The following is a 25,666-nucleotide window of genomic DNA, read 5'->3' on the forward strand; positions in this document are numbered from 1 at the left end:
CTACTTCGTGCGGCGGCCTGCCGTGTTGACTCCGAACCAGGCGAGGCGGATGAATCCCGCCGCGAGCAGCGCCTTGACGATGCCGCCCACGATGAACGGGTAGAGACCGGACTGCAGCGTCTGCTCGAGGGTGAGGCCGAGGCTCCAGGCGAGCCAGGGGAGCCCGAACGCGAAGGTCACGAGCGTTCCGGCGGAGAACGACGCGATGGCGCCGAGGATGCGGTGATCCCATGCGCGCTGGGCGAGCCAGCCGGTGAGGGCCGCGGCGAAGATGAACCCGATGATGTAGCCGCCGGTGGGGCCGGCCACGATGGTGAGTCCGGAGGTTCCATCGCTGAACACGGGCAGTCCGACGATGCCGAGCACCGCGTAGAGCACCATCGACAGCGACCCGCGCAGCGCGCCGAGCGAGCTACCGACCACGAGCACCGCGAGGGTCTGCCCGGTGATGGGAACCGGCCACAGCGGCACGGCGATCTGCGCGGCGGCCGCGGTCACGACGGCACCGGCGGCGACGAGGGTGATGTCGGTGGCGATTCCCCGTGAGAAAACCCTGTCGGCGAGTGTCGGGCGGCCGATGGCCAGGGACGGAGAACTCATGATGCTCCTCGAAAAGTGCGGGGATGACGGATACAGGACTGCGACAAGTAGACTATCTGGCTGACCCCCACAACAGTGTGCCGCTCCCGTGTGCCGCCACGTTCGTGCGGTACCCCTACCTCATTGGATTCTTACTGTGCTTGCTGTGCACGATCTCGAGCTCCGCGTCGGAGCCCGCACCCTCATGGAAGGGGTGTCCTTCCGCGTCGACCGCGGAGACAAGATTGGCCTCGTCGGGCGTAACGGCGCGGGCAAGACCACGCTGACCAAGATCCTCGCCGGTGAGGGCATGCCCACCGACGGTCGCATCGAACGCTCCGGCGAGGTGGGGTACCTCCCGCAGGACCCGCGCTCCGGTAATCCGGAAGACCTGGCCCGCACGCGCATCCTCGACGCACGCGGCCTCGGCCAGCTGCTCCTCGGCATGGAGAAGGCCGCAGAGGACATGGGCAGCATGGATGCTGCCACCAGCGACAAGGCCATGAAGAAGTACGGCACGCTGCAGGACCAGTTCCTCGCGCTCGGCGGATACGCCGCCGAGGCCGAAGCCGCCTCGATCGCAAGCAACCTCAGCCTGCCCGACCGTATCCTCGACCAGCCGCTCTCGACGCTCTCCGGTGGACAGCGCCGCCGCATCGAGCTGGCCCGCATCCTGTTCTCGGGTGCAGACACCATGCTGCTCGACGAGCCGACCAACCACCTCGACGCCGACTCTGTTGTCTGGCTGCGCGACTACCTCAAGGCATTCCAGGGTGGACTCATCGTGATCAGTCACGACATCGAACTGGTCGAGGAGACCGTCAACCGGGTGTTCTACCTCGATGCGAACCGCACCGTCATCGACGTCTACAACATGGGCTGGAAGAACTACCTCCGCCAGCGCGCATCCGACGAGGAGCGCCGCAAGAAGGAGCGCGTCAACGTCGAGAAGAAGGCCTCGGTGCTGCAGCTGCAGGCGGCGAAGTTCGGCGCCAAGGCGTCCAAGGCCGCCGCCGCCCACCAGATGGTGCGACGGGCCGAGAAGATGCTGTCGGGGCTCGACGAGGTCCGCACAACCGAGCGCGTCGCCAAGTTGCGCTTTCCGGAGCCCGCTCCCTGCGGACGGACGCCGCTCATGGCATCCAATCTCAGCAAGAGCTACGGGTCACTCGAGATCTTCGCTGCCGTCGACCTCGCGATCGACCGCGGCACGAAGGTGGTCGTGCTGGGGTTCAACGGTGCAGGCAAGACCACCCTGCTGCGGATGCTGGCCGGAGTCGACAAGCCCGATACGGGCCAGATCGAGCCGGGACACGGCTTGCGCATCGGGTACTACGCGCAGGAACACGAGACGATCGACGTCAAGCGCAGCGTGCTGCAGAACATGGTGTCGTCGTCGCCCTCGATCACGGAGATGGAGGCGCGTCGGGTGCTCGGGTCGTTCCTGTTCACCGGTGACGACTCGCACAAGCCGGCCGGGGTGCTGTCCGGTGGGGAGAAGACGCGACTCGCGCTCGCGATGATCGTCGTGTCTGGGGCGAACGTGCTGCTGCTCGACGAACCGACCAACAACCTCGACCCTGCGAGCCGCGAGGAGATCCTCGACGCGCTGGCGAACTACGCGGGCGCCGTCGTGCTCGTCAGCCACGACGAGGGTGCCGTCGAGGCGCTGAACCCGGAACGCGTGCTCATCCTGCCCGACGGTACCGAGGACTTCTGGAACCCCGACTACGCGGATCTCGTCAACCTGGCGTGATGCCCAGGGCTGCACACACCCTGCGACCTGACCGTGGCCCTGCGGTGCGCCGCTAGCGTCGCTCGGCGAGGGCCTCGATGATGGCGTCTTCGCTCTCGTCGTCTGACGGGGTGCGGGCAGCCTTGCGGCGGTCGCGTTCGCTGGCCCTCTCGATCTCGTCGGGGTCGTCGGAGTTGACCAGCCGGTACTCCTGCCGGAGCGCCCAGCCGAGGCCGATGAAGGCCAGGATCGCGAACACGTACCACTGGAACGCGTACGACAGGTGGGGACCCTCGTCGCGCGCCGGGCGTGCCGACAGGATGGGCAGTGCCTCCTCTGCGTCGCCGGCACCCGGGCTGCCGGCCGCGATCAGTCCGTAGGCGCCCGTATAGGTGGGACGGTCGAGTTTGTCGGCGATCTGCGGGAGGTGCACGGTGGGAATCTGGTTCGACCCCTCCACCGTGGAGCGGCCGGACAGGGTGGGCTCGCTGGCCTTGAGGCGCGCCGTGACGGTGACCTCCCCGGTCGGCGCGGGCGGGACCTCGTCGGGCGCGTCCTGCTGCGACCCGGTGGGCAGCCAACCGCGGTCGACGACGAACACCGTACCGTCGTCGAGCAGCATGGGCGTGAGCAGCTCGAAACCCGGCCTGCCACCGTACGGCCGGTTGCGCACGAGCAGTTCGTCATCGGTGAGGTACTGGCCGGTGAGGGTGACTCGGGTCCACTTCTGGTCGTCGTCGAACGACTCGAGGGACGGCAGCACCTGATCGACCGCGATGGGCTGCGAGTCGTAGTTCTGGTCGATACGGTCGATCTCCGCTCGCGCGTCGGCCCGTCGGGAGAACTGCCAGGTCGCAAGAAGTGAGCAGATGATCGCGAAGACGATGGTGAGCGCGAGATACCCGGCCCACCGCCTGGAGAATGCGAAGCGCCAACCGGTCATGGGCTTCCCACCCTATCGACCGTGACACCCAGCGGCGTCACCTCGACGGGGAAGGAGCGACTGCTGAGGTAGTCGCGGAGGTAGTCGACGTGGGTGTCGCAGGCGGTCCACACCTTGACACGCTCGATGCCGTGGATGCGCGGATTGCGCCAGTTGACGTTGAAGGAGGCGGGTTCGGTGCAGGAGGCGCGAGAGCACTGCGGGGTGCTGGACGCTGCGGCATCCAACCCAGGACCGCCGGGTGACCCGGGGGTCCAGCCGATCACAGGAGATCCCCGTCGACCGGGCGCTCCCTCTGCTGCAAGGGCACGATCGAGCCCGGACGTTCTACCTGTCCCTCGACCTGGTGGCCGACGTTGGCGAGGATCACCGCGAAGTAGGGGAGCACGATGGCGGCGATCGCGAAGACGGCGAGCCACCAGCCGGTGACGAAGAAGCACATCGCGATGCAGACGAGGCGCACGGCCATGGCGATCAGGTACTTGATCATCCGGTCGTGGCGGTCGTCCTGCGGAGACCGGGGAAGGGCGGTGATCGAGGAGATCACCTGTTGCTTGGCCATGGGTGCGAAGTCCTCGGGGGTAGGCATGTGCGTGCGGGGTGTCGCCGGCCCGAACCGCCGTCGGCAGAATCAGCCTACGTCTAAGCTTGTGGGAGTTTGCCGGGAGGTGACGGCCAGTCAGCCGAGCCCCATCCAAGAGAGTCGAGACACCGTGGCCACGAGCAGAACAGTCCTGGTAACCGGGGGAAACCGGGGAATCGGGTTTGCCATCGCAGAGGAATTCGTGGCCCTCGGTCACCGCGTCGCCGTGACCGCCCGCAGCGGCGATGGCCCAGCCGGCAGCATGACGGTGCGCGCCGACGTGACCGATGCCGCGTCGATCGACGCCGCGTTCAGCGCTGTCGAATCCGAGCTCGGCCCGGTCGAGGTCGTGGTGGCCAACGCGGGCATCACCCGCGACACCCTGCTCATGCGCATGTCGGAAGACGACTTCTCCACCGTGGTCGATACGAACCTGACCGGGTCGTTCCGCGTCGTCAAGCGCGCGACCAAGGGCATGATGAAGGCCAGGTTCGGACGCATCATCCTCGTCTCCAGTGTCGTCGGACTGTATGGGTCGGCCGGTCAGGTCAACTATGCGGCGTCGAAGAGCGGCCTGGTCGGCATCGCCCGCTCGGTGACGCGGGAGCTCGGCTCGCGCGGCATCACCGCCAACGTCGTCGCCCCCGGCTTCATCGAGACCGACATGACCGCCGAGCTGCCCGATGCGCAGCAGGCCGAGTACCGCGCCTCGATCCCGGCCGGCCGGTTCGCGTCGCCGACCGAGGTGGCCCGTGTCATCACCTGGCTCGCCGGCGACGACGCCGGCTACATCTCGGGCGCGGTCATCCCGGTCGATGGCGGCCTCGGTATGGGGCACTGACCCCGACACCGACGAGCTGAGGCCGGCCGAGAGTTTCAGGCCCGCAGGCCGAGCATGGGCAGGACCTGCGACAGGTCGCGCACATCCATGACGATGTCGGCTTCGTCGCGCACCGGTGCCTTGGCATCGAACCCGATCGACAGGCCGGTGATGGCCATCATGGTGAGGTCGTTAGCTCCGTCGCCGATGGCGACCGTCTGCCGGAGCGGAACCCCGCATCGCGCAGCCCAGTCCCTGAGCGTCGTCGCCTTCGCTTCGGCGTCGATGATCGGCCCCTCCAGTTGCCCGGTGAGCCGGCCGCCGTCGACCCCGAGGCGGTTGGCGCTCCAGTAGTCGAGGCCGAGGCGCTCGGCGAGCGGGTCGACGAGCTCGTGGAATCCGCCGGACACGACGCCGATGCATCCACCCGCCTCGTGCACCCCCGCGATGAGCTCCGGCACGCCCCTCGTGACCTCGATTCGGTCGGCGACCACGTCGAATACGGTCAGCGGGAGTCCGGCGAGGGTTGCGACCCTGGCCCGAAGGCTCTCTTCGAAGTCGAGTTCGCCGTTCATCGCCGCCGTCGTGATGCGTTCGACGTCGACCAAGGACCCCGCCTGCTCGGCGAGCAGCTCGATGACCTCGTTCTCGATCAGGGTGGAGTCGACATCGAGCACGACGAGGAAGGACGGCATGGGTGACTCTCAGTCTGGCGATGGCGGGCGGCATGAAAAAGCGGTGACGCGGCAGGAACGCCGCGCCACCGCACCAGACATGCTGCGCTAGAAGACGCGGACGCCCTTGCCGACGACGGTGATGCCGGAATCGGTGACGGTGAAGCCCCTTGCCCGGTCGAAGTCGGCATCGACCCCGATGGACACTCCGGGGCCGATCACTACCTCTTTGTCAAGAATAGCCCGGCGCACCAGGGCACCGGGACCGATCCGCACCCGGTCGAACACGATGGAATCGATGACGCGCGCCCCGCCCTCGATGGTCGCCCACGGGCCGAGCACGCTGCGTTCGATGTGCGCCCCGGAGAGCAGCGAGCCGAGCGAGACGATCGAGTCGATGGTGGTTCCGAGGTTGCCGCTCGAGTCGCGCACGAACTTCGCGGGCGGCGAGTTGAGCTGCTGCGAGAAGATCGGCCACTGGCTGTTGTACAGGTTGAAGATCGGCAGCGCCGAGATCAGGTCCTGGTGGGCGTCGAAGAACGACTCGATCGTTCCGACGTCGCGCCAGTAGTAGCGGTCACGGTCGGTGGCTCCCGGCAGTTCGTTGCGGTTCAGGTCGTAGACCGCCGCGTCGTTCTTGTTCACGAACCAGGGAACGATGTCGCCACCCATGTCGTGGTTCGAGTCGTCGTTCTCGCCGTCGCGGATGACCGCGTCCATGAGCACGTCGGCGTCGAACACGTAATTGCCCATCGAGGCGAGCACCTCGTCGGGGGAGTCGGCGAGGCCGACGGCGTTCTTGGGCTTCTCGAGGAACCGGTGGATGCGTGTCGGGTCGTCGGGGGTGGTCTCGATGACCCCGAACTGGTCCGCGAGCGAGATCGGCTGCCGAATTGCCGCGACGGTTACGCCCGCCCCCGACTCGATGTGCGCGTCGATCATCTGGCTGAAGTCCATGCGGTACACGTGGTCGGCACCGACCACGACGACGATGTCGGGCTTCTCGTCGCGCAGCAGGTTGAGGCTCTGCAGGATGGCGTCGGCGGAGCCGGAGAACCACCTCTTGCCGAGCCGCTGCTGGGCGGGGACCGACGCCACGTACGAATTGGTGAGCCCGGAGAGCCGCCAGGTCTGCGACACGTGACGGTCGAGGCTGTGCGACTTGTACTGGGTGAGGACGACGATCTGGCGGAGCCCCGAATTGATGAGGTTCGACAGAGCGAAGTCGATGAGCCGATAGTTGCCGCCGAATGGTACGGCGGGCTTTGCCCGGTCAGCGGTGAGGGGCATCAGACGCTTGCCCTCTCCACCGGCAAGGACAATGCCGAAGATCTTCTTTGATGCCATGACTACACAGTAGATGAGCCGAAAGACGTGTACTAGCGTTCACTCCGTGAGAGTCGACTTTGTGTCCCGTGAATATCCGCCCGAAGTTTATGGGGGAGCAGGTGTACACGTCGCAGAACTCGTCAAGGCACTGAGGCCCACCGTCGACGTTGTCGTACGGGCATTCGGCAAGCCGCGCGACGAGCCGGGCGTGTTCTCCTACCAGGCGCCTTCCGAGCTCGCCGGCGCCAATCCCGCGCTGGCAACCCTCGGCACCGACCTGCAGATCGCCCAGGACGTCGCCGGTGCCGACATCGTGCATTCACACACCTGGTACGCAAACGGCGCCGGCCAGCTCGCGTCGCTGCTGCACGGCATCCCGCACGTCGTCACCGCGCACAGCCTCGAGCCCCTGCGCCCCTGGAAGGCCGAACAGCTGGGTGGGGGCTACCGGGTCTCGAGCTGGATCGAGCGCACCGCATTCGCCGACGCTGCGGCCGTCATCGCCGTGAGCGACGGCATGCGCCGCGACATCCTCCGCGCCTACCCCACCCTCGACGAGAGCAAGGTGTCGGTCGTCTACAACGGCATCGACCTCGACGCGTGGAAGCCGGTCGACGACCGTGAGCTGGTGCGCTCCCTCGGCATCGACCCCGACCGACCATCGGTCGTGTTCGTCGGCAGGATCACCCGCCAGAAGGGCCTGCCCTACCTGCTGCGTGCGGCCAGGCGGTTGCACCCCGACGTGCAGCTCGTGCTGTGCGCCGGAGCGCCAGACACCCCCGAGATCCTCGCCGAGGTGCGCGCGGGCGTCGAGGAGCTGGCGACCACCCGCACCGGAGTGGTCTGGATCGACCGCCTGCTGCCACAACGCGAACTCTCCGCCGTGCTCAGTGTCGCCACGACGTTCGTCTGCCCGTCGGTGTACGAGCCCCTCGGCATCGTCAACCTCGAAGCCATGGCGTGCGGCGCCGCGGTGGTCGGTACCGCCACGGGTGGCATTCCCGAGGTCGTCGACGACGGGGTGACCGGTCGCCTGGTTCCCATCGAGCAGGCCCAGGACGGCACCGGCACCCCCATTCACCCCGACAGATTCGTGGATGACCTGGCCGCAACGCTCAACGAGGTCGTCAGTGACCCTGCAACGGCGTCTGCATACGGCGCAGCGGGGCGAGTGCGGGCCGAGAAGGAGTTCGGCTGGCAGCAGATCGCCCGCCAGACCGCAGCGATCTACGAGAGCCTGCTCTAGTCGACCGGTGGCTTAGGCTGGAGTAATGGCTTCAGTTCTCGACCTCACCGGCGTCAGCGTTATTCGCGGGGGAGGTGCCATTCTCGACAAGGTCTCGTGGACCGTCAACGACGACGAGCGGTGGGTCATCCTCGGCCCGAACGGCGCAGGCAAGACCACCATGCTGCAGATCGCCGCAGCCCTCATCCACCCGACCTCCGGCACCGCGACGATCCTTGACGAGGCGGTCGGCAAGGCCGACCTGTTCGAGCTGCGCACCCGCATCGGTTTCGCCTCCACGGCGCTGGCCAGGCGAATCCCCGCCAAGGAGACGGTGCTCAACGTGGTACTCACCGCCGCGTGGGCCGTCACCGGTCGGTGGAACGAGACCTATGACGACGTCGACATCGAGCGTGCCCAGCGCGTGCTCGCGGAGTGGAAGCTCGACCACCTCGAAAAGAGGCGCTTCGGTGACCTCAGCGACGGCGAGCAGAAGCGGGTGCAGATCGCCCGTGCCGTGATGACCGACCCCGAGCTCATGCTGCTCGACGAGCCCGCGGCGAGCCTCGACCTCGGCGCCCGTGAAGAACTCCTGCACATCCTCGGCGGATACGCGAGTTCGCCCACCGCCCCGGCCATCGTCATGGTCACGCACCACGTCGAGGAGATCCCGCGCGGATTCACCCACGCCCTCGTGCTCTCCCGCGGGTCGATCGCCGCGGCAGGACCACTCGCCGAGGTCATCACCTCCGAGGTGCTCGGCTCGGCATTCGGGCTCGACCTGGTGGTCGAGGAGCGCGACGGCCGCTACTGGGCGCGCGCAGCGTAATCGACCGGCGACGCGGCCGCGCGACACGGCCGGGCGACACCGTGGCGTGCCACGCGCGCCGCTGCACCATCTGGTAGCGTAGTTAGCTGGCACAGAGCGCATCAGCGCGTACTGCCTCATCGTTTTCACCATTCACACCAACACCACTCAATCCCAAGGATCTGCAATGAAGACTGACATCCACCCCACGTACGCGCCCGTGGTATTCCGCGACCTGGCATCGGGTGCCACCTTCCTGACCCGCTCGACCGTGGGCAGCGCCAAGACCATCGAGTGGGAAGACGGCAACACCTACCCCGTCATCGACGTCGAGATCTCCTCCGAGTCGCACCCCTTCTACACCGGCAAGCAGCGCATCATGGACTCCGCCGGTCGCGTCGAGAAGTTCAACACCCGCTACAAGGGCTTCGGCGCGTAACGCACGAATACCCGCATCATCGTCGAAAGGCGACCGGCTCAGCCGGTCGCCTTTTTTCGTGCCCTCGGCGTTTCTGATGGCCGCTGCGGCGGGCTCTGAGGGAACAGTGTCAGCGGTGCCGCTCTGGCCAGGCGCCCGACGACGCGAACGTGGGATCTTTGCGGCGCATGTATTCCTGGAAGTCTGCGGCGGAGGCCGCACTCCATTCAACCTGACGCGAGTGCAGCGATGTGACGTCATCGCCGAGCTCCGTCGAATAGCGCCGCGCGATCGCCTGCGCGAGCCTGCCGGCCGCGACCGCGTCCGCCGTCGCGTCGTGGGCGTCGGCCAGGACGACGCCGTACACGTCGGCTGCGGCCGACAGCGTGCGCTTACCCTTGCGGTAACGGTCGAGGGCCCGGTCGATCACCAGCGGGTCGATGATCGGCGCTGGTGCCTCGAGGGGCTCGATGCCGTACCGCTGCGCCTCGCGGTTGAGCAGGGTCAGGTCGTATGGCGCGTTGTAGATGGTGATCGGAACACGCTGCGAGAGCAGCGCCCGCAGCACCGCCACGATCTCGGCGACGACCTCTGCCGCCGGGCGACCGTTGGCACGCGCCATCTCGGTGGTGATGCCGTGGACGGCGCTCGCCTGCACCGGGATGTCGACGCCGGGGTCGGCGAGCCAGGAAACACCCTTCGCCTCGCCGTCAGCGCCGACAACCCCCACATACGCCGCGACGATGCGTGCCGTCTCGACGTCGATGCCCGTCGTCTCGAGGTCGAACACGCCCAACCGGTCATACCATGCTGTGCTCACGGCCTCACCCTACGGTCGGCCACCGGCATTCTTCGCCGAGCCGAGGTGCAGCCAGAAGAAGCTCTGCGTCGCGAGCGTCAGCGTGAGTGACCCGTCGTCGCCCACAGTCGGGAATTCGCCGCCGCCGAAGAGGTCCCAGGTCGCCGAGCCCTCGAATCCCTCGACGTCGATCGTGACCGACACCGGGTTGTGCGAGAAGCTGAAGATGCAGAGCACGTCTTCGGCCGAGTCGCCGAACTGCGTCGATGCGCCCTCGTACGACCGCACGAATGCCAGCACCGATTCGTGGGAGGTCTTCAGCACGCGCAGGCTTCCGAGCCCGAAGGTCGGGTGGGCCTTGCGTACGTGGATGACGTTGCGCACCCAGTGCAGCAGTGAACGCGACTGGGCCAGCTGCGACTCGACGTTGATCAGGTTGTAGTTGTACACCAGCGACTGCACGACCGGCAGGAACAGCTTGCCGGGGTCGGCGGTGGAGAACCCGGCGTTGCGGTCAGGCGTCCACTGCATCGGGGTGCGCGAGCTGTCGCGGTCCGGCAGCCAGATGTTGTCCCCCATGCCGATCTCGTCGCCGTAGTAGAGGAACGGGCTGCCGGGAAGCGAGAAGAGCAGAGCGTGCGCGAGCTCTAGCTCGGCCCGGGAGTTGTCGAGCAGCGGAGCGAGGCGACGGCGGATGCCGATGTTCGAGCGCATGCGCGGGTCGTAGGCATACCAGCCGTACATCGCCTGGCGGTATTCCTCGGACACCATCTCGAGGGTGAGCTCGTCGTGGTTGCGGAGGAACACGCCCCAGCCGGCTCCATCGGGAATGTCGAGCGTCTCCGACAGCACGCTGATCAGTTCGCCGGCGTGCTGCGAGCGGAGCGAGTAGAAGATGCGCGGCATGACGGGGAAGTCGAATGCCATGTGGCACTCCGGCTCCTCCTCGGTGCCGAAGAACGCGGCGACCTCGCGGGGCCACTGGTTGGCCTCGGCGATGAGGATGCGCCCCGGGTAGTCGCGGTCGACCAGCTCGCGCAGTTGCTTGGTGAAGTCGTGGGTCTCCGGCTCGCCCTCGCCGTTGCCCTCCTCGGTCTCGAAGAGGTAGGGGATCGCATCGAGGCGGATGCCGTCGACCCCGAGGTCCATCCAGAACCTGATGGTGTCGAACACCGCCTCGCGCACGTCGGGATTCTCGAAGTTCAGGTCGGGCTGGTGGGAGAAGAAGCGGTGGAAGAAGAACTGGCGGCGCACCGGGTCGAAGGTCCAGTTCGACTCTTCGGTGTCGACGAAGATGATGCGGATGTTCTCGTACTTCTCGTCGGTGTCGCTCCACACGTAGTAGTCGCCGTATGGGCCATCGGGGTTCGACCGTGACTGCTGGAACCAGTCGTGTTGGTCGGAGGTGTGGTTGAGCGGGTAGTCGATGACGATGCGCATGTTGCGCTCGTGCGCCTTGGTGACGAGATCCTTGAATTCATCCAGTGTTCCGAATTCGGGGAGGATCGCGCGGAAGTCGGAGACGTCGTATCCACCGTCGCGCAGCGGCGACTGGTAGAACGGCGGCAGCCAGAGCGCGTCGACACCGAGCCACTGCAGGTAGTCCAGCTTGCCGATGAGGCCCTGCAGGTCACCCGCGCCGTCGCCGTTGCTGTCGACGAATGAGCGCACCATGACCTCGTAGAACACCGCCCGTCGGTACCACTGGGGGTCGAGAGTGAGACCGGGCAGTTGGATGGGTGCGGTAAAGCTCACAGGGGTCCTCTCGACCAAGCGTTGGTCAGTGTTAACTGGTTCGTAACGAGTCTAGGAGTCGCGGAGACTGTGCAATGTTCCATGCGTACCTATGCTGGAACCCAAATGACGAGCCAATCTCCGTATGCAGCGTTGCTAGCCCGAATTCCCGTCCGGCGGTTCGAGGTCGAGGTGCTCGGCAGCACCACGCGCTACTGGGTGTACGGATCGGACGACGCCGAGGTGACCGTCGTCATCGCGCACGGCTACCGGGGTGAGCACCACGGCATCGAGCCGATCATCGCCCACCTGCCCGGCGTGCGCTTCATCGGGCCGGACCTGCCCGGCTTCGGCGAGTCGACCCCGCTCACCCAGGTTCCGCACTCCGTCGACGGGTACGCCGCCTGGTTCACGGCGTTCGTCGACGCCCTCAACTTTCCGACCCCGCCGGTCGTGCTCGGCCACTCGTTCGGCACCATCGTCACCTCGACCGCCATCGCGCGCGGCCTTCAGACGCCCGCGCTCGTGCTCGTGAACCCCATCGCCATCTCCGGCCTGGGTGGCCCTCGCTGGCTCGCCACCAAGATCACCGTCGCCTACTACAACGCCGCGAAGATCCTTCCGGAGCGCCTCGGCACCCGGTTGCTCGAGAACCGGGCCATCGTGCGGCTGATGAGCGAGACGATGGCGAAGACCAGGGACCGTGCGCTGCGCCGCTGGATCCACGCCGAGCACCGCACGTTCTTCAGCCGGTTCGCCAACCGCGATGTCGCCGTCGAGGCGTTCCACGCCACCGTGAGCACCGATGTCGGCGCGGTCGCCTCGCGCATCACGGTGCCCACCCTGCTGGTCGCCGCCCGCCTCGACGACATCACGCCGGTGGCCGCCCAGTACGACCTGCAGAAGGCGATTCCGGATGCCACGCTGGTCGTTCTCGAGGGGGTGGGCCACCTCATCCACTACGAGGTGCCTGCCGCCGCGGCATCCGCCATCACCGACTTTCTCGACGCGCGGGTTCGGCCGCACGGTGGGCCCGCGTCGTGAAGGTGCTGTTCGACTGCCGGTACACCCGGCTGGTGCGCCATGACGGCGTGAGCAGGTACACCGCTGGCCTGGTGGAGGCGTTCTCCGCGCTGCACCCGGTGACGATGATCATCAGCGACGAGCGGCAGCTGACGATGCTGCCCGACCTGCCGTGGATCAAGGTCCGCCAGGGTGCGAGCCTGCTCGAGCCATGGGTGGCCCTCGCGGTGAACCGGGCGAAGCCCGACGTGGTGTTCACGCCCATGCAGACCATGGGATCGTTCCACCGCAGGTACCGGTTGATCCTCACCATCCACGACATGGTGTTCTACCGCACCCGCAAGCCGCCGGCCGAGTTCAGCCTGCCGGTCAGGGCCATCTGGCGGGCGTTCCACCTCGCGCATTGGCCGCAGCGCCTCGTGCTGAACCGGGCGGAGGCCGTCGTCACGGGGTCGTACAACTGCGAGCGCGAGATGAACGAGGTGCGGCTCACGAAGCGGCCGGTGACGGTGATCCGGCCCGGCGTTCCGCCGAGCGGGCTGCCGGCGCGCACCCACGAGAATCTGAGGACCCTCGTCTACATGGGCACGTTCATGCCCAACAAGAACGTCGAGACGCTTGCGCGCGGCATGGCGCTGCTGCCCGGCTACCGCCTGATGCTGCTCAGCAAGATCACCGACGAGGCCCGCGAGCGCATCGCGGCACTCGCGCCCGAGGGCTCGGTCGTGTTCGAGAACGGGGTGTCTGACGAGCGTTATATCGAGGTGATGCGGTCGTCGACCGCGATGGTCTCCGCGTGCCTCGACGAGGGCTTCGGCATCCCGCTCATCGAGGCACTGTCGACCGCCACGCCCCTGGTGATCAGCGACATCCCGGTGTTCCGCGAGGTGGGCGGCGACGCGGCCACCTTCTTCGACCCGCACAGCCCGGAGGACTTCGCTGCCGCGGTGCGCAGCATCGATTCGCCCGAGCGCTGGAACGACCTCAGCGCACGCGCCCTCGCGCAGGCCGGCCACTTCAGCTGGGAGGAGTCGGCGCAGCGCCTGCTCGACGTCATCACGACCCTGCCACCCCGGCGCACCCCGCTGTGGCGCCGACTGCTGGTCTCGCTTATTCCAGGCCGCCGGACTCCCGCGCGGCGCTAGGGTTCTGCACCACGAAGTCCTCGGCACCCGGCTCGATGGACTCGAGCTCCATCGGGTCGTCGAAGGCGATCAGTGACAGCCCGCCGTCGCGGTATTGGAAGCTGTGCACGGAACCGTTGGTGATGGGCACGCCACGAAAGAACGGGTCGTCGGGTTCGACGGCATTGATGACGGTACGGATGACGCCGCCGTGCGTGACCACGACGACGTTCTCACCTGGGCGCTCCCGCCCGAGCCCGAGCAGCGCGGGAAGCACGCGCCTCTCGACCTGTGCGCGCGTCTCGCGCCCGGGCACGGGGACGCCCGGCGGGTACTGCGCGTCGAGCGTGCGGTGATCCATGCCCTCCGCCTGCCCGTAGAACCGCTCCACGAGTGCCGAGTCGACGGTGGGCGTGGGAAAGCCGATGCGTTCGCCGATGATGCGCGCGGTCTCGTAGGCGCGCGAGAGCGGGCTCGCGATCACGGCATCCCACTCACGCGTCGCGAGCAGCGCGCCGGTGCGCCTGGCCTGGGCACGCCCCGTCTCGTTCAGGGGGATGTCGGTGATGCCCTGGATGCGCCTGGCGACGTTCCAGTCGGTCTCACCGTGCCGAACGAGGTAGAGCTTCGTCATGTGCCGTCCCGGTTCCACCGGAGGCGGCCAGCACCACCGTCATCGGTGGAGCCCAGTCACGCACCCAGTCGCTGCGAAAGGGCCGTCAGGAATTGCGACGTGCCCGCGTCGATCTTAACCGTGGAACGCGAGTCGCCGCGGGTGTCTCCGCGATTGACGATCACGATGGGCAGCTTGCGCTTCGATGCCTTGTCGAGGAGCCGGATGCCGGAATTGACGACCAGCGACGAACCGGCGATCAGCAGCGCATCGGCCGACTGCAGCACGGCACTGGCCTCGGTGAATTTCTCGGTGGGGATGAACTCCCCGAAGAAGACGATGTCGGGCTTGAGCACGCCGCCGCAGACGGTGCACGACGGGCTGACGAACGCGTCGATCTCGGTGATCTCCACGTCGCCGTCCGGTCCGAGCTGGATGTTCTCCGGCTCGTCGAGCCACGGATTGGCCTCGGCGAGCCGCGCGGCGATGTCGGTGCGGGCGAAGCCCTGACCACAGGTGAGGCAGACGACGCGGTCCATGGTGCCGTGCAGGTCGACGACCCGGCGCGAGCCGGCACGCAGGTGGAGGCCGTCGACGTTCTGGGTCAGCACGCCGTTGACGGCACCGGACGCCTCGAGGGCCGCCAGCGCGCGGTGCCCGTCGTTGGGCTGCGCCCCGTCGAAGCGGCGCCACCCGAGGTGGCTGCCCGCCCAGTACCGCTTGCGGTAGTCGGCGTCCTTGACGAACTGCTGGAAGGTCATCGGGTTGCGGGGGAGGGCGCCGGCGCCCCGGTAGTCGGGGATACCGGAATCGGTGCTCACCCCGGCGCCGGTGAGGACCGCGATGGTGCGACCGCGCAGTGCGCCGAGCGCGTCGTCGAATCCGGCGATGTCGGAGCCGGGAGCCGCGGTGTCGGCGGGGCCACCGTCGTGAGACGGGCCGACCGTCGCCAGTGCTGCGTTCCCCGCTTCAGACATGCGTGTACCTCGCCTCGTGTGCTCCAACAGGATAAACGTGCGGGGAGTCCGATATGTTTCCATCTGCTGCGAATGCCGGGTGCCGGCCGGATAGTGGAGGCATTGTGCACGTCGTTCCGATAGCCGATCTCGACCGACCGGGGCTCGAGGACTACCGCGGGCTCACGGACATGGAGCTGCGCCGGACCCTGGAACCCGCGGGCGGCCTCTATATCGCCGAGTCGGGCAAGGTCATCCGGCGTGCCCTCGCCGCGGGCCACGTACCCCGCTCGGTGCTCGTGCAGCCGCAGTGGCTCGACTCGCTGCGTCCCCTGATGGAGCCGTTCGACATTCCGGTGTACGTGGGCGAGCCCGCGCTGCTCGAGAGCCTCACCGGCTACAACCTGCACCGCGGGGCCCTCGCGGCGATGCACCGGCCGGCGCTGCGCCCGGTCGACGAGCTGATCTCCGACGCCCGACGCATCGTGATCCTCGAGAACATCGTCGACCACACGAACGTCGGGGCGATCTTCCGCTCCGTCGCCGGCCTCGGCGCCGATGCCGTGCTGGTGACCCCGCGCTGCGCCGACCCGCTGTACCGACGCAGCGTGCGCGTGAGCATGGGATCCGTGCTGCAGGTGCCGTGGACCAGGCTGCCCGATTGGCCGCATGCCGCGGCCGTCGTGAAGTCGGCCGGCTTCCACCTCGCGGCCCTCGCCCTCGCCCCGGGCGCCGTGGACCTCGGCGCGTTCGCCGCCGACGTGCCGGAGCGGGTCGCCATCGTGCTGGGTTCCGAGGGCGACGGCCTCAGCAGGGAGGCGATCGCCGCCGCCGACACCGTGGTCACCATCCCCATGGGGCACGGCGTCGACTCGCTCAACGTCGCCGCCGCCAGCGCCGTGGCCCTGTGGGCGCTGCGCTGAGCGATTCTCCGCGGTCGACGGGGTTAGATGGGCGGGTGCCCAGGAATTCCGAACGTCGTGACCGGCGCAGGCGATGGCCGGGGGTGACCGCCGCGATCCTCGCCGCCGCCCTCGTGCTAGGGGCCGGGGTGTACGTGCCCGTCGCGCTGCTGACCCCGCTCGAGCCGACCGCGCCCGTCGTCACCGCGGTGACCCCCGACGAGCCCCCCGCAGCAGACCTCATGTTCGCCGGCTACGGAGCGACCGCGGTGGGTGCCGTCGGCTTCGACGGCGTACTCGCGTCGAGCGGCATCGAGACGCCGCTGCCGATCGCGAGCATCAGCAAGGTGGTCACCGCCCTGGTCGTGCTCGATGCGCACCCGCTGGCGGCGGGGGAGTCCGGGCCCGACGTCACGATGACCCCAGCCGACGTCGCGCTCTACGACCAGTACCTCGGCGTCGGCGGCAAGGTCGAGCCGGTGCGCGCGGGCTTCGTGTTCAGCCAGCGCGACCTGCTCGAGCTCACCCTGGTGTCGTCGGCCAACAACTACGCCGATGCCCTCGCCATCTGGGCATTCGGATCCCGCGAGGCGTTCGTCACCGCCGCCGCCGACTGGCTGCAGCGCAGCGGGTTCGCCCAAACGACCATCGTCGAACCCACCGGCCTCTCCCCACTCAACGTGAGCACCGCGACCGAGCTGGTGCGACTCGGCACGATGGCCCTCGCGAATCCGACGGTCGCCGAGACGGTGGCGATGCCCACCGCACCGGTGGCGAACATCGGCGAGATCGAGAACAGCAACGAGCTGCTCGGCATCGACGGCATCGACGGCATCAAGACCGGCACGTTGGATGCCGCGGGCGCCTGCCTCCTGTTCGCGGCCGACTACACCGTGCCCCGCGACACCGGGGTCGCCGATGCCGATGCTGGCACCGACTCTGTCGGCTCTGACCCCGCCAGCTCTGACTCCGCCGATGCGGGCGCGGACACGGTGACCGTCGTGGGCGTGATGCTGGGCGGCGCGGACCACGACAGCCTCAACGTCGACGTGCAGCGGTTGCTCGACGGCGTGGCCGACGGGTTCCAGCGGGTGCAGCTCGCGGACCGCGGTGAGGCGTTCGCCACCTATCGCACGGAGTGGAACGATTCCGCGTCGGCGGTGGCGGCGGCCGACGCATCCACCCTCGTCTGGTCCGATCCGGAGATCGCGGTCGACGTCACCGTGGAATCGCTGGGGGAGGCGAGAGAGGGCGCGCCGGTGGGAACGGCGACCTTCGTGGTCGATGGCGAGGTAATCTCGATCGATTTGGTGCTCGACGAGGCCCTCGGTGACCCCGGGGCCTGGTGGAGGATCGGGGATTTTGCCCGATTTCTCGAGGAATGACAACCCCTCCTGTGCCTTCTCTCTCAAAATGTCACGTTGCATGCGTTTGAAATAGTTCTTCAATATGATCGAACCTATTCAGGGGGGCACATGCTCTCGCTTGCGACTGCGAAGTCATCAGTTGAACGAGGTCATATGAGTGGAACATCCGTAGCACCCGCCATCGACGGGGCAGCATCGCCCGCTGTCGTCACCTTCACCAAGACGAAGCCGGGCGGCAACGCCAAGAACCCCACCACCGAGTACTCGACATTGCTGCGCACGGTGCGCGACGCCGGTCTGCTCAAGCGCCGCACCGGCTTCTACGTGATGATGTTCACCATCCTCACCACGGTGCTCGCCGGGCTCATCGCGGGCTTCATCCTGCTCGGTGACAGCTGGTTCCAGCTGATCATCGCCGCGGCCCTGGGCGTCGTACTGACGCAGTACGCCTTCCTCGCCCACGAGGCATCGCACCGTCAGGTATTCGAATCCGGCAAGGCCAACGACATCGCCGGCCGCACCCTCGCGAACCTGTTCGTCGGCATCAGCTACTCGTGGTGGATGACGAAGCACTCGCGTCACCACGCCAACCCCAACATCATCGGCAAGGACCCCGACATCGAGCGCGACTTCGTCTCGTTCATCCCGGAGGACGCCGCCAAGGCCAAGGGCCTGTACGCCTGGGCGACCAAGCGCCAGGGCTACCTGTTCTTTCCCGCCCTGCTGCTCGAGGGCCTGAACCTGCACATGCTCGGCTTCCGCACCGTGTTCGGCCGCGGCAAGGTCGACAAGCGCTGGGTCGAGATCACCATGCTCACCGCGCGCATGGGCGCCTACCTCGCCGTGCTGTTCCTCATGTTGCCGGTCGGGATGGCGTTCGCCTTCCTCGGTGTTCAGATGGGCATCTTCGGCCTCTACATGGGTGCGTCGTTCGCCCCGAACCACAAGGGGATGCCGGTGCTGCCGCGCGACGCCAAGGTCGACTTCCTGCGCCGCCAGGTGCTGACCTCGCGCAACATCAAGGGCAACTGGGCCATGGACACCTTCATGGGTGGGCTCAACTACCAGATCGAGCACCACCTGTTCCCGAACATGCCGCGACCGCACCTCAAGGCGGCGCAGGCCATTGCCAAGGACTACTGCGCGACCCACAAGATCCCGTATACCGAGACCACCCTCACCGAGTCGTACGGCATCGTGATCCAGTACCTGAACCGTGTCGGCCTTGCCGCGGGCGGCGACCCGTTCGACTGCCCCTCGGCCACCGCCTACGGGCGCTGACCGACAGGTTCGCCAAGCACGACGAAACCGGCTGCATCCCGCGAGGGTGCAGCCGGTTCGTCGTTTCGCGCGCCGGGGCCGGGTGAGGTGCAGCGCTGCGCGTCGCGGGCCACGGGCGGCTACTCCCGGTGCGACATTCCATCGGCGGTCGGGCGCTTGGCGCTGATGCCGTCGCCGGATGATTGATGACGGATGCGTCGCAGCACCCACGGCATGAGCCACTCGCGTGCCCACTCCATGTCCTCTACTCGCGCCTGCCGCCATGGCGTGCGCACCAGGGGCTCCGGGCTGTACGGCTCGAGGTCGTTCTCGACTCCGAGCGAGTCGAGCACCATGCGGGCGATCGTGTTGTGGCCGATGGGGGAGAAGTGCAGCCGGTCGGGTGCCCACATGCGGGGGTCCTTGAGTTCGCGCAGCGCCCACATGTCGGCCACGATCACGTCGTGCCTGGCGGCGATGGCGCGGAGGTTCTCGTTGAAGATCGCCACCTTGCCCCTGGCGCGACCGAGCACCGGAGTCATTCCGATGTCTGGACCATTGAAGATCACCACGGTCGCGTCGTTGGCGCGCAGCCGGGCGACGGCGCTCTCGAGGCGGTCGGCGATCACGTCGGGGTCGGTGTTCGGCCGGATGATGTCGTTGCCCCCGCCCGACATCGTGATGAGGTCGGGGCGCAACTCGAGGGCAGGCTCGATCTGCTGGTCGATGATCTGCTGCAGTAGGCGCCCGCGGATGGCGAGGTTCGCGTAGGCGAAGTCGTCGGTCTTCGTGGCCAGCACCTCGGCGACCCGGTCGGCCCAGCCCCGGCTCCCGCCCGGCAGTCGCGGCTCTGGATCCCCGATTCCTTCGGTGAAGGAATCCCCGATGGCGACGTACCTGGACCACGGATGCAACTGTGTCATCCCCCCAGCGTGCCCCATCGCACGGCGTTCCGACACCACCGTTGCCGAATTGGGTCCCTCACACACACCCCAAAGTGGCCTGTCAACCCCTGGATCCTCCCAATTGACCCGGAGGGGCATAAGTGGCAGAGTTCTTAGCTGCGCCGAAACCCGGTGCGAACACGTACGACTGGGAGGTCGTTTTGGGAATCATTGGTTGGATCGTTCTTGGACTCATCGCCGGAGCAATTGCAAAGGCAATCCTGCCCGGACGCCAGGGCGGTGGGCTGATCATCACCCTCATCCTCGGCGTCGTCGGCGCACTGCTCGGTGGATTCATCGGTAGCGCAATCTTCGGAATCGGACTGGAAGAATTCTGGTCCATCCAGACCTGGATCGTCGCCATCCTCGGCGCGATCCTCGTGCTCGTAATCTACGGATTCGTCACCGGACGCAGCCGCAAGGCGTAATCGCCCCACGGCTACACACGAGATGCCCCTCTCTTCGGAGAGGGGCTTTTTCGTGCCCGGATGCTGCGCCCGACGCGTGCGGCGGGCCCGCTCGAGCGGCTGGCGTCGGGGGGCTCCGGTAAGCTCTGATCCAGTGAGCATCCCTTTGTCGTTCGGCACCTTCGCCGCCGAACACCTGTCCCCGGCCTTCCCGGAGCGGGCAGCAAGGGGCACCGCCCAGCGGCTCCGGGCATGGCAGGCCGAGGCCCTCGACCTGTACTTCGAGACCGAGCCGCGCGACTTCCTGGCCGCCGCGACACCGGGAGCAGGCAAGACGGCATTCGCCCTGCGGCTCGCTGCCGAGTTGCTGCATCGGCGCATCGTCGACCGCATCACGGTGGTCGCGCCCACCGAGCACCTGAAACGGCAGTGGGCCGAGGCGGCGCACCGTGCCAGCATCCGTCTCAACCCGGCCTTTCGCAACAACCACGGAACAGGCGGCCGCCAGTTCCACGGCGTCGTGGTGACCTACGCGCAGGTGGCGATGGCCCCCGCGCTGCACCGGTCGCTGACGCAGGACCAGCGCACGCTGGTGATCCTCGACGAGGTGCACCACGGCGGCGATGCGCTGAGCTGGGGCGATGCGATCCGCGAGGCGTTCGAGCCGGCCACCCGGCGCCTGTCGCTCACCGGTACCCCGTTCCGCTCCGACACGGCGCCGATTCCGTTCGTCAGCTACCTACGGGGCGACAACAACATCCGGCTGTCGCAGACCGACTACAACTACGGCTACGGCCGGGCGCTGGCCGACGGCGTCGTGCGGCCGGTCATCTTCATGGCCTACGCGGGCACGATGAAGTGGCGCACCAAGATGGGTGACGAGATGGAGGCGGGCCTCGGCGAGCCCGACACCAAGGACGTCATCTCGCAGGCCTGGCGCACCGCGCTGAACCCCGAGGGCGAGTGGATTCCGCAGGTGCTGCGCGCGGCGGACCGTCGCCTCACCGAGGTGCGGCACGCAATTCCCGACGCCGGGGGCCTGGTTATTGCGACCGACCACTTCGCCGCGAAGGCGTACGCGAGCATCCTGAAGGAGATCACCGGCGTGCACCCGACGGTGGTGCTCTCCGACGACAAGGAAGCCAGCGACCGCATCGACGAATTCTCCTCGGGCACGAGCCGGTGGATGGTCGCTGTGCGGATGGTGTCGGAGGGCGTGGACGTTCCCCGCCTCGCGGTCGGCGTGTACGCGACATCCGCATCGACGCCGTTGTTCTTCGCGCAGGCTATCGGCCGCTTCGTACGCACGCGCCGGCGCGGCGAGACGGCGACCATCTTTCTGCCGAGCGTTCCATCCCTGATGGCGCTGGCCGCGACGATGGAACTGGAGCGCGACCACGCGCTCGACCGCGAGAGTGCAGACGACGATGGGCTCGACGACAGCCTGCTCGAGTCGGCCGAGCGTGAAGACACGGCCTCGTCGGAGCTGCTCGACGAGTTCACCTGGCAGGCTCTCGAATCGACCGCGACCTTCGACCGGGTACTGCACGACGGCGAAGAGTATGGCTCGTACGCCGAACCGGGCAGCGACGAGGAGCTCGACTTCATCGGCATCCCGGGGTTGCTCGAACCCGAGCAGGTGAGCGAGCTGCTGAAGCAGCGGCAGGCCAGGCAGTCGCGGCGCGGCACCGAAAAGGAACGGCGCAGGGCGGCATCCGGAGAACCGGCGGCCCCCGCGGCGCCGCAACCGCTGTACCGCACGCTCAAGGAGCAGCGCACGCTACTGAACAGCCTGGTCGGTATGCGGTCGAAGCTGACGAACGAGCCGCACGGGCTGATCCACGCCGAGCTGCGCCGCATGTGCGGCGGGCCAGCGGTCGCGTCGGCCACCGTGAGCCAGTTGCAGGCGCGCATCGACCTGCTGCGCAAGAACGCGTCGCGCGGTCGGTGACGTCGGGGCCGGGTGACCGGCTACCGGAAGTCGCGGGAGACCGTGCGGGCTGTCAACGGCAGTATTTCGAAGTAGTCGGCGAGCAGGTTCGTGACCCCCTCGGCCGAGCGCTCGAGGACGCCGCGCACGATCATCGCGGGGGCATCGCGGGCGACCGGGCGATAGCGCTTCCACACCCCGACGCTGCAGATCACGTTGACCAGCCCGGTCTCGTCCTCGAGGTTGACGAAGGTGATGCCGCTGGCGGTCGCCGGTCGCTGCCGGTGGGTGACCACCCCGGCGACTTCGACGCGGCGCCCGGATTCCGCGACCTTGAGGGCAGCGGATGACAGCACCCCGCGTTCGGTGAGCGACTCCCGCACGTGCCGCAGCGGATGGTCGTCGGGCGAGATGCCGGTCGCCCACAGGTCGGCGACCAGGGTGTCTGCCTCGCTGGGCAGGGAGAACAGCGGGGGCTGCACCGACACGTGGCTGTCCGGCAGGTATTCCTGCCGGTTCTGGGCGGCGTCACCGGCGGCCCAGAGCGCCTCGCGCTGCGTCATGCCGAACACCTCGAATGCGCCGGCGGTGGCGAGGGCCTCGAGCTGCACAGTATCGAGGCCGACCCGGCGCACCAGGTCGGCCATGTCGAGGAACGCGCCGTGGGCTCGCCGGTCGTCGACGATCCTGATGGCGAGCTTCTGTCCGATGCCGCGCACGTCGGCGAGCCCGAGGCGCACCGACAGCGCGCCATCGCGGCGGTGGTCGTCGCAGTCGAAGTGGGCGGTGCGGTCGAACTCCGGCACGGGCGGTTGCGCGAAGTGCAGGCAGGAGGGCGAGCCGGTCGCCGCGACGCCGGGGGTTGCGGGGGTTTCGGCGCCCGGTGTTGCGGCGCCTGGTGTTGCGGCGCGCGGTGTTGCGGCGTCGACCGCCTCGAGCACGGCATCCGCGTCGGAGCGTAGGATGTCAGGTCGCCGCACGACGACACCGTGGCGCCGGGCATCCGCCACCAGGGTGGCCGGCGAGTAGAAGCCCATCGGCTGCGCGCGCAGCAGCGAGGCCAGGAACGCCGCGGGGTAGTGCAGCCGCAGCCACGCGCTGGCGTAGACGAGCAGCCCGAAGCTGAGGCTGTGGCTCTCGGCGAACCCGAAACTCGCGAACGCCTGGATCTTGCCGTAGATGTCGTCGGCGACCTCGCCGGTGATGCCGTTCTCCGCCATGCCCGCGTAGAGCTTGCCCCTGAGCGACTCGATCCGCTCGATGCCGCGCTTGGATCCCATGGCGCGGCGCAGCAGGTCGGCGTCTTCCCCCGTGCAGCCGCCGACGGCCATGGCCACTTGCATCAGCTGCTCCTGGAACACCGGGATGCCGAGGGTGCGCTCGAGCGGTTCCTTGAGCTTCGGGTGCAGGTAGGTGATCTCCTCCTCGCCGAGCTTGCGGCGCACGAATGGATGCACCGCACCGCCCTGGATCGGACCGGGCCGCACCATCGCGATCTGCACGACGAGGTCGTAGAACCGTCGCGGCTGGAGGCGGGGCAGCAGGCCCATCTGCGCGCGGCTCTCCACCTGGAATACCCCGACCGAGTCGGCGCGGCAGAGCTGGTCGTAGACGCCCGCTTCCTCGCGGGGGATCGTCGACAGTGTCCACTCCTCGCCGAGGGACTCCGACACCAGGTCGAAGGTGTACTGCACCGCGGCGAGGATGCCGAGCCCGAGCAGGTCGAACTTGACCAGTCCCATCCAGGCGCAGTCGTCCTTGTCCCACTGCAGTACCGTGCGGTTCTCCATGCGCGCGTGCTCGATCGGCACCACCTCGCCGACGGGGCGGTCGGTGAGCACCATGCCGCCGGAATGGATGCCGAGGTGCCGGGGGAACTTGAGCACTTCCTGCGCGAGTTCGACCACGGCGGCGGGAATGTCGTGCTCGTCGCTCGAGACGTTGCCTCCCCAGCGTTCGATCTGCTTCGACCAGGCGTCTTGCTGGCCGGGGGAATGCCCGAGGGCCTTGGCCATGTCGCGCACGGCGAACTTGGGCCGGTAGGTGATGACGTTGGCGACCTGGGCCGCGTTGTGACGGCCGTAGGTGCGGTACACGTACTGGATCACCTCTTCGCGCCGGTCGGAGTCGAAGTCGACGTCGATGTCGGGTTCTTCGTCGCGCATGCTCGACAGGAACCTCTCGAACGGCAGCTTGTAGAAGATCGAGTCGATCGCGGTGATGTTGAGCAGGAAGCAGACCGCGGAGTTCGCGGCCGACCCGCGCCCCTGGCAGAGGATGCCCTGGCTGCGGGCGAACCGCACGATGTCCCAGACGATGAGGAAGTACCCGGGAAAGTCCTTCACCTCGATCACCTCGAGTTCCCGTTCGATGCGTTGCCGGTCGTCATCGCTGAGGCCGGGATACTTCTCGGCTGCGCCCTCCCAGACCAGGGTGCGCAGCCAGCTCATCGGGGTGTGCCCCTCTGGCACATTCTGCCGGGGGAGGCCCGGTGCGGCACTGCGCAGCCGGAAGCCGAGTTCGGCGGCGATCTCGACCGTGCGCTCGACCACCCCGGGGTAGCGGGCGAAGCGTGCGGCCATCTCGGCGCCGGACCGCAGGTGCGCTGCGCCCGACGCCGGCAGCCAGCCGTCCATCTCGTCGAGGCTGCGCCTGGCGCGCACCGCGGAGAGCGCGGTGGCGAGCCGGTGCTGCTTCGGGCTGGCGTAGTGCACGTTGCCGGTCGCGACGGCGGGGATGCCCCGCTTCTGGGCGAGGGCGTACAGCGCATCGTTGTGGTCGGTGTCGAGAGGGTACCCGTGGTCGATGAGTTCGACCACGACGTTATCGCGCCCGAAGACCTCGATCAGGCGGTCGAGCTCGAGAGCGGCAGCATCCGGTCCATGCTCGACCAGCGCCTGGCGAACCCGACCCTTGCGACACCCGGTGAGCACGAGCCAGTGGCCGGATGCCTGCCGCCCGAGTTCATCGAGGTCGTAGACCGGGCGACCCTTCTCGCCGCCCGCGAGCTGCGCCGAGGTGATGGCACCGGCCAGGCGGTGGTAGCCCTCCTCCTTGCGGGCGAGTACGACGAGGTGGCTGCCTTCGGGTTCTGCGACGCCGAGCTGCGGGGCGGTGAGATCGAGGGAGAGTTCCGCGCCGAAGACGGTGCCGATGTCGGGAAAGCTCTCGGCCGCCTCTGCCATGCGCACGATGCCGTACAGGCCGTTGTGGTCGGTGAGGCCGAGCGCGGTGAGGCCGAGGCGTTGTGCCTCTTCGAGCAGCTCCTCCGGCGAGGATGCGCCGTCGAGGAAGCTGAAGTTGGAGTGGGCGTGCAGCTCGGCGTAGGGGACTGCAGGAACCGTCGGGGCTGGTGGGGTTGGGGAGGGTGTGGTTGGGGCGGGTTCGGCCACGTCGGGCGCGGGGTGCGGCTCGGCCGCGCCTGGCTGGGCTGCGCCCCGTCTCTTCTACCTCGCTTCCGTCCCCCCTGACGCTCCTGCATTTCGTAACTCGT

Annotated in this window: 24 protein-coding genes; 12 read left to right on the forward strand and 12 right to left on the reverse strand. The window is 67.9% G+C overall.

The features are described from left to right. Entirely contained in the window at positions 1–600 is a 600-nt protein-coding gene (locus G5S38_RS04095; RefSeq protein ID WP_165064684.1) for a biotin transporter BioY, read from the reverse strand. 136 nt (positions 601–736) lie between these two features. Between G5S38_RS04095 and G5S38_RS04100 the strand changes: the two genes are divergently transcribed. Continuing rightward, entirely contained in the window at positions 737–2,335 is a 1,599-nt protein-coding gene (locus tag G5S38_RS04100) for an ABC-F family ATP-binding cassette domain-containing protein (protein WP_165064687.1), read from the forward strand. Between the two features lie 52 nt (positions 2,336–2,387). Here the strand turns inward: G5S38_RS04100 and G5S38_RS04105 are convergent, their stop codons facing one another. Genes G5S38_RS04105 through G5S38_RS04115 form a run of 3 tightly spaced genes read right to left on the reverse strand, consistent with a single transcriptional unit; the run spans position 2,388 to position 3,819 of the window. After that, the gene (locus G5S38_RS04105; protein WP_165064690.1) at positions 2,388–3,257 is read right to left on the reverse strand and encodes an SURF1 family cytochrome oxidase biogenesis protein; all 870 of its coding nucleotides are present in this window, start codon (positions 3,255–3,257) and stop codon (positions 2,388–2,390) included. Then, positions 3,254–3,523, reverse strand: a complete 270-nt coding sequence (locus G5S38_RS04110) for a hypothetical protein (RefSeq protein WP_407943824.1) — start codon at positions 3,521–3,523, stop codon at positions 3,254–3,256. Before G5S38_RS04110 ends, G5S38_RS04105 begins: the two co-directional genes overlap by 4 nt. Next, complete coding sequence (locus G5S38_RS04115) at positions 3,520–3,819, reverse strand: DUF3099 domain-containing protein (RefSeq protein WP_165064693.1); 300 nt, start codon at positions 3,817–3,819, stop codon at positions 3,520–3,522. Before G5S38_RS04115 ends, G5S38_RS04110 begins: the two co-directional genes overlap by 4 nt. Positions 3,820–3,970: 151 nt before the next feature. On the opposite strand from G5S38_RS04115, the gene fabG reads away from it, so the two are divergent. Continuing rightward, positions 3,971–4,681, forward strand: coding sequence for a 3-oxoacyl-ACP reductase FabG (gene fabG, locus G5S38_RS04120; protein ID WP_165064696.1), 711 nt, complete (start codon positions 3,971–3,973; stop codon positions 4,679–4,681). A gap of 35 nt (positions 4,682–4,716) precedes the next feature. Here the strand turns inward: fabG and serB are convergent, their stop codons facing one another. Beyond that, positions 4,717–5,355, reverse strand: coding sequence for a phosphoserine phosphatase SerB (serB, locus tag G5S38_RS04125; RefSeq protein ID WP_165064699.1), 639 nt, complete (start codon positions 5,353–5,355; stop codon positions 4,717–4,719). 87 nt (positions 5,356–5,442) lie between these two features. Next, a complete protein-coding gene (gene glgC, locus G5S38_RS04130) occupies positions 5,443–6,681 on the reverse strand; it encodes a glucose-1-phosphate adenylyltransferase (RefSeq protein WP_165064702.1) in 1,239 nt (412 codons plus the stop codon). 46 nt (positions 6,682–6,727) lie between these two features. Here glgC and glgA point away from each other — a divergent pair, with 46 nt between their 5' ends. The 3 genes from glgA (at position 6,728) to G5S38_RS04145 (ending at position 9,135) form a co-directional block, all read left to right on the forward strand. Beyond that, the gene (gene glgA / locus G5S38_RS04135) at positions 6,728–7,909 is read left to right on the forward strand and encodes a glycogen synthase (RefSeq protein WP_165064704.1); all 1,182 of its coding nucleotides are present in this window, start codon (positions 6,728–6,730) and stop codon (positions 7,907–7,909) included. 25 nt (positions 7,910–7,934) lie between these two features. Further along, the gene (locus tag G5S38_RS04140) at positions 7,935–8,717 is read left to right on the forward strand and encodes an ABC transporter ATP-binding protein (protein WP_165064707.1); all 783 of its coding nucleotides are present in this window, start codon (positions 7,935–7,937) and stop codon (positions 8,715–8,717) included. Between the two features lie 166 nt (positions 8,718–8,883). Beyond that, positions 8,884–9,135, forward strand: coding sequence for a type B 50S ribosomal protein L31 (locus G5S38_RS04145; RefSeq protein WP_165064710.1), 252 nt, complete (start codon positions 8,884–8,886; stop codon positions 9,133–9,135). Positions 9,136–9,244: 109 nt separating this feature from the next. On the opposite strand, the gene G5S38_RS04150 is transcribed toward G5S38_RS04145, so the two are convergent. Then, entirely contained in the window at positions 9,245–9,934 is a 690-nt protein-coding gene (locus G5S38_RS04150; RefSeq protein WP_165064713.1) for an exonuclease domain-containing protein, read from the reverse strand. A gap of 9 nt (positions 9,935–9,943) precedes the next feature. Next, on the reverse strand, positions 9,944–11,668 hold the full coding sequence (gene treS / locus G5S38_RS04155; RefSeq protein ID WP_165064716.1) for a maltose alpha-D-glucosyltransferase: 1,725 nt from the start codon (positions 11,666–11,668) through the stop codon (positions 9,944–9,946). 105 nt (positions 11,669–11,773) lie between these two features. On the opposite strand from treS, the gene G5S38_RS04160 reads away from it, so the two are divergent. After that, entirely contained in the window at positions 11,774–12,691 is a 918-nt protein-coding gene (locus tag G5S38_RS04160; RefSeq protein WP_165064719.1) for an alpha/beta fold hydrolase, read from the forward strand. Beyond that, on the forward strand, positions 12,688–13,815 hold the full coding sequence (locus G5S38_RS04165) for a glycosyltransferase family 4 protein (protein WP_165064722.1): 1,128 nt from the start codon (positions 12,688–12,690) through the stop codon (positions 13,813–13,815). Before G5S38_RS04160 ends, G5S38_RS04165 begins: the two co-directional genes overlap by 4 nt. Here G5S38_RS04165 and G5S38_RS04170 read toward each other — a convergent pair. Together G5S38_RS04170 and G5S38_RS04175 are read right to left on the reverse strand one after the other, a co-directional pair. Next, a complete protein-coding gene (locus tag G5S38_RS04170; RefSeq protein WP_165064726.1) occupies positions 13,781–14,428 on the reverse strand; it encodes a histidine phosphatase family protein in 648 nt (215 codons plus the stop codon). The two genes, G5S38_RS04165 and G5S38_RS04170, sit on opposite strands and share 35 nt — an antisense overlap. 56 nt (positions 14,429–14,484) lie before the next feature. Next, entirely contained in the window at positions 14,485–15,384 is a 900-nt protein-coding gene (locus G5S38_RS04175; protein ID WP_165064730.1) for a Sir2 family NAD-dependent protein deacetylase, read from the reverse strand. A 170-nt stretch (positions 15,385–15,554) separates the two neighbouring features. On the opposite strand from G5S38_RS04175, the gene G5S38_RS04180 reads away from it, so the two are divergent. The 3 genes from G5S38_RS04180 (at position 15,555) to G5S38_RS04190 (ending at position 18,913) form a co-directional block, all read left to right on the forward strand. Continuing rightward, complete coding sequence (locus tag G5S38_RS04180; protein WP_407943825.1) at positions 15,555–16,286, forward strand: TrmH family RNA methyltransferase; 732 nt, start codon at positions 15,555–15,557, stop codon at positions 16,284–16,286. A gap of 35 nt (positions 16,287–16,321) precedes the next feature. Beyond that, a complete protein-coding gene (locus tag G5S38_RS04185) occupies positions 16,322–17,650 on the forward strand; it encodes a D-alanyl-D-alanine carboxypeptidase family protein (RefSeq protein ID WP_165064736.1) in 1,329 nt (442 codons plus the stop codon). A 135-nt stretch (positions 17,651–17,785) separates the two neighbouring features. Continuing rightward, entirely contained in the window at positions 17,786–18,913 is a 1,128-nt protein-coding gene (locus G5S38_RS04190) for a fatty acid desaturase family protein (protein WP_201276571.1), read from the forward strand. Between the two features lie 119 nt (positions 18,914–19,032). On the opposite strand, the gene G5S38_RS04195 is transcribed toward G5S38_RS04190, so the two are convergent. Next, a complete protein-coding gene (locus G5S38_RS04195) occupies positions 19,033–19,815 on the reverse strand; it encodes an SGNH/GDSL hydrolase family protein (RefSeq protein ID WP_165064743.1) in 783 nt (260 codons plus the stop codon). 182 nt (positions 19,816–19,997) lie between these two features. Here G5S38_RS04195 and G5S38_RS04200 point away from each other — a divergent pair, with 182 nt between their 5' ends. Continuing rightward, positions 19,998–20,264, forward strand: a complete 267-nt coding sequence (locus tag G5S38_RS04200) for a GlsB/YeaQ/YmgE family stress response membrane protein (RefSeq protein ID WP_165064764.1) — start codon at positions 19,998–20,000, stop codon at positions 20,262–20,264. Positions 20,265–20,397: 133 nt separating this feature from the next. Next, complete coding sequence (locus G5S38_RS04205; RefSeq protein ID WP_235928887.1) at positions 20,398–22,194, forward strand: DEAD/DEAH box helicase; 1,797 nt, start codon at positions 20,398–20,400, stop codon at positions 22,192–22,194. 20 nt (positions 22,195–22,214) lie between these two features. Here G5S38_RS04205 and G5S38_RS04210 read toward each other — a convergent pair whose 3' ends face one another. Further along, complete coding sequence (locus G5S38_RS04210; RefSeq protein ID WP_165064749.1) at positions 22,215–25,565, reverse strand: error-prone DNA polymerase; 3,351 nt, start codon at positions 25,563–25,565, stop codon at positions 22,215–22,217. Between the last annotated feature and the right edge of the window lie 101 nt (positions 25,566–25,666).

The organism is Marisediminicola senii, assembly GCF_011057645.1.
Lineage (GTDB): Bacteria > Actinomycetota > Actinomycetes > Actinomycetales > Microbacteriaceae > Marisediminicola > Marisediminicola senii.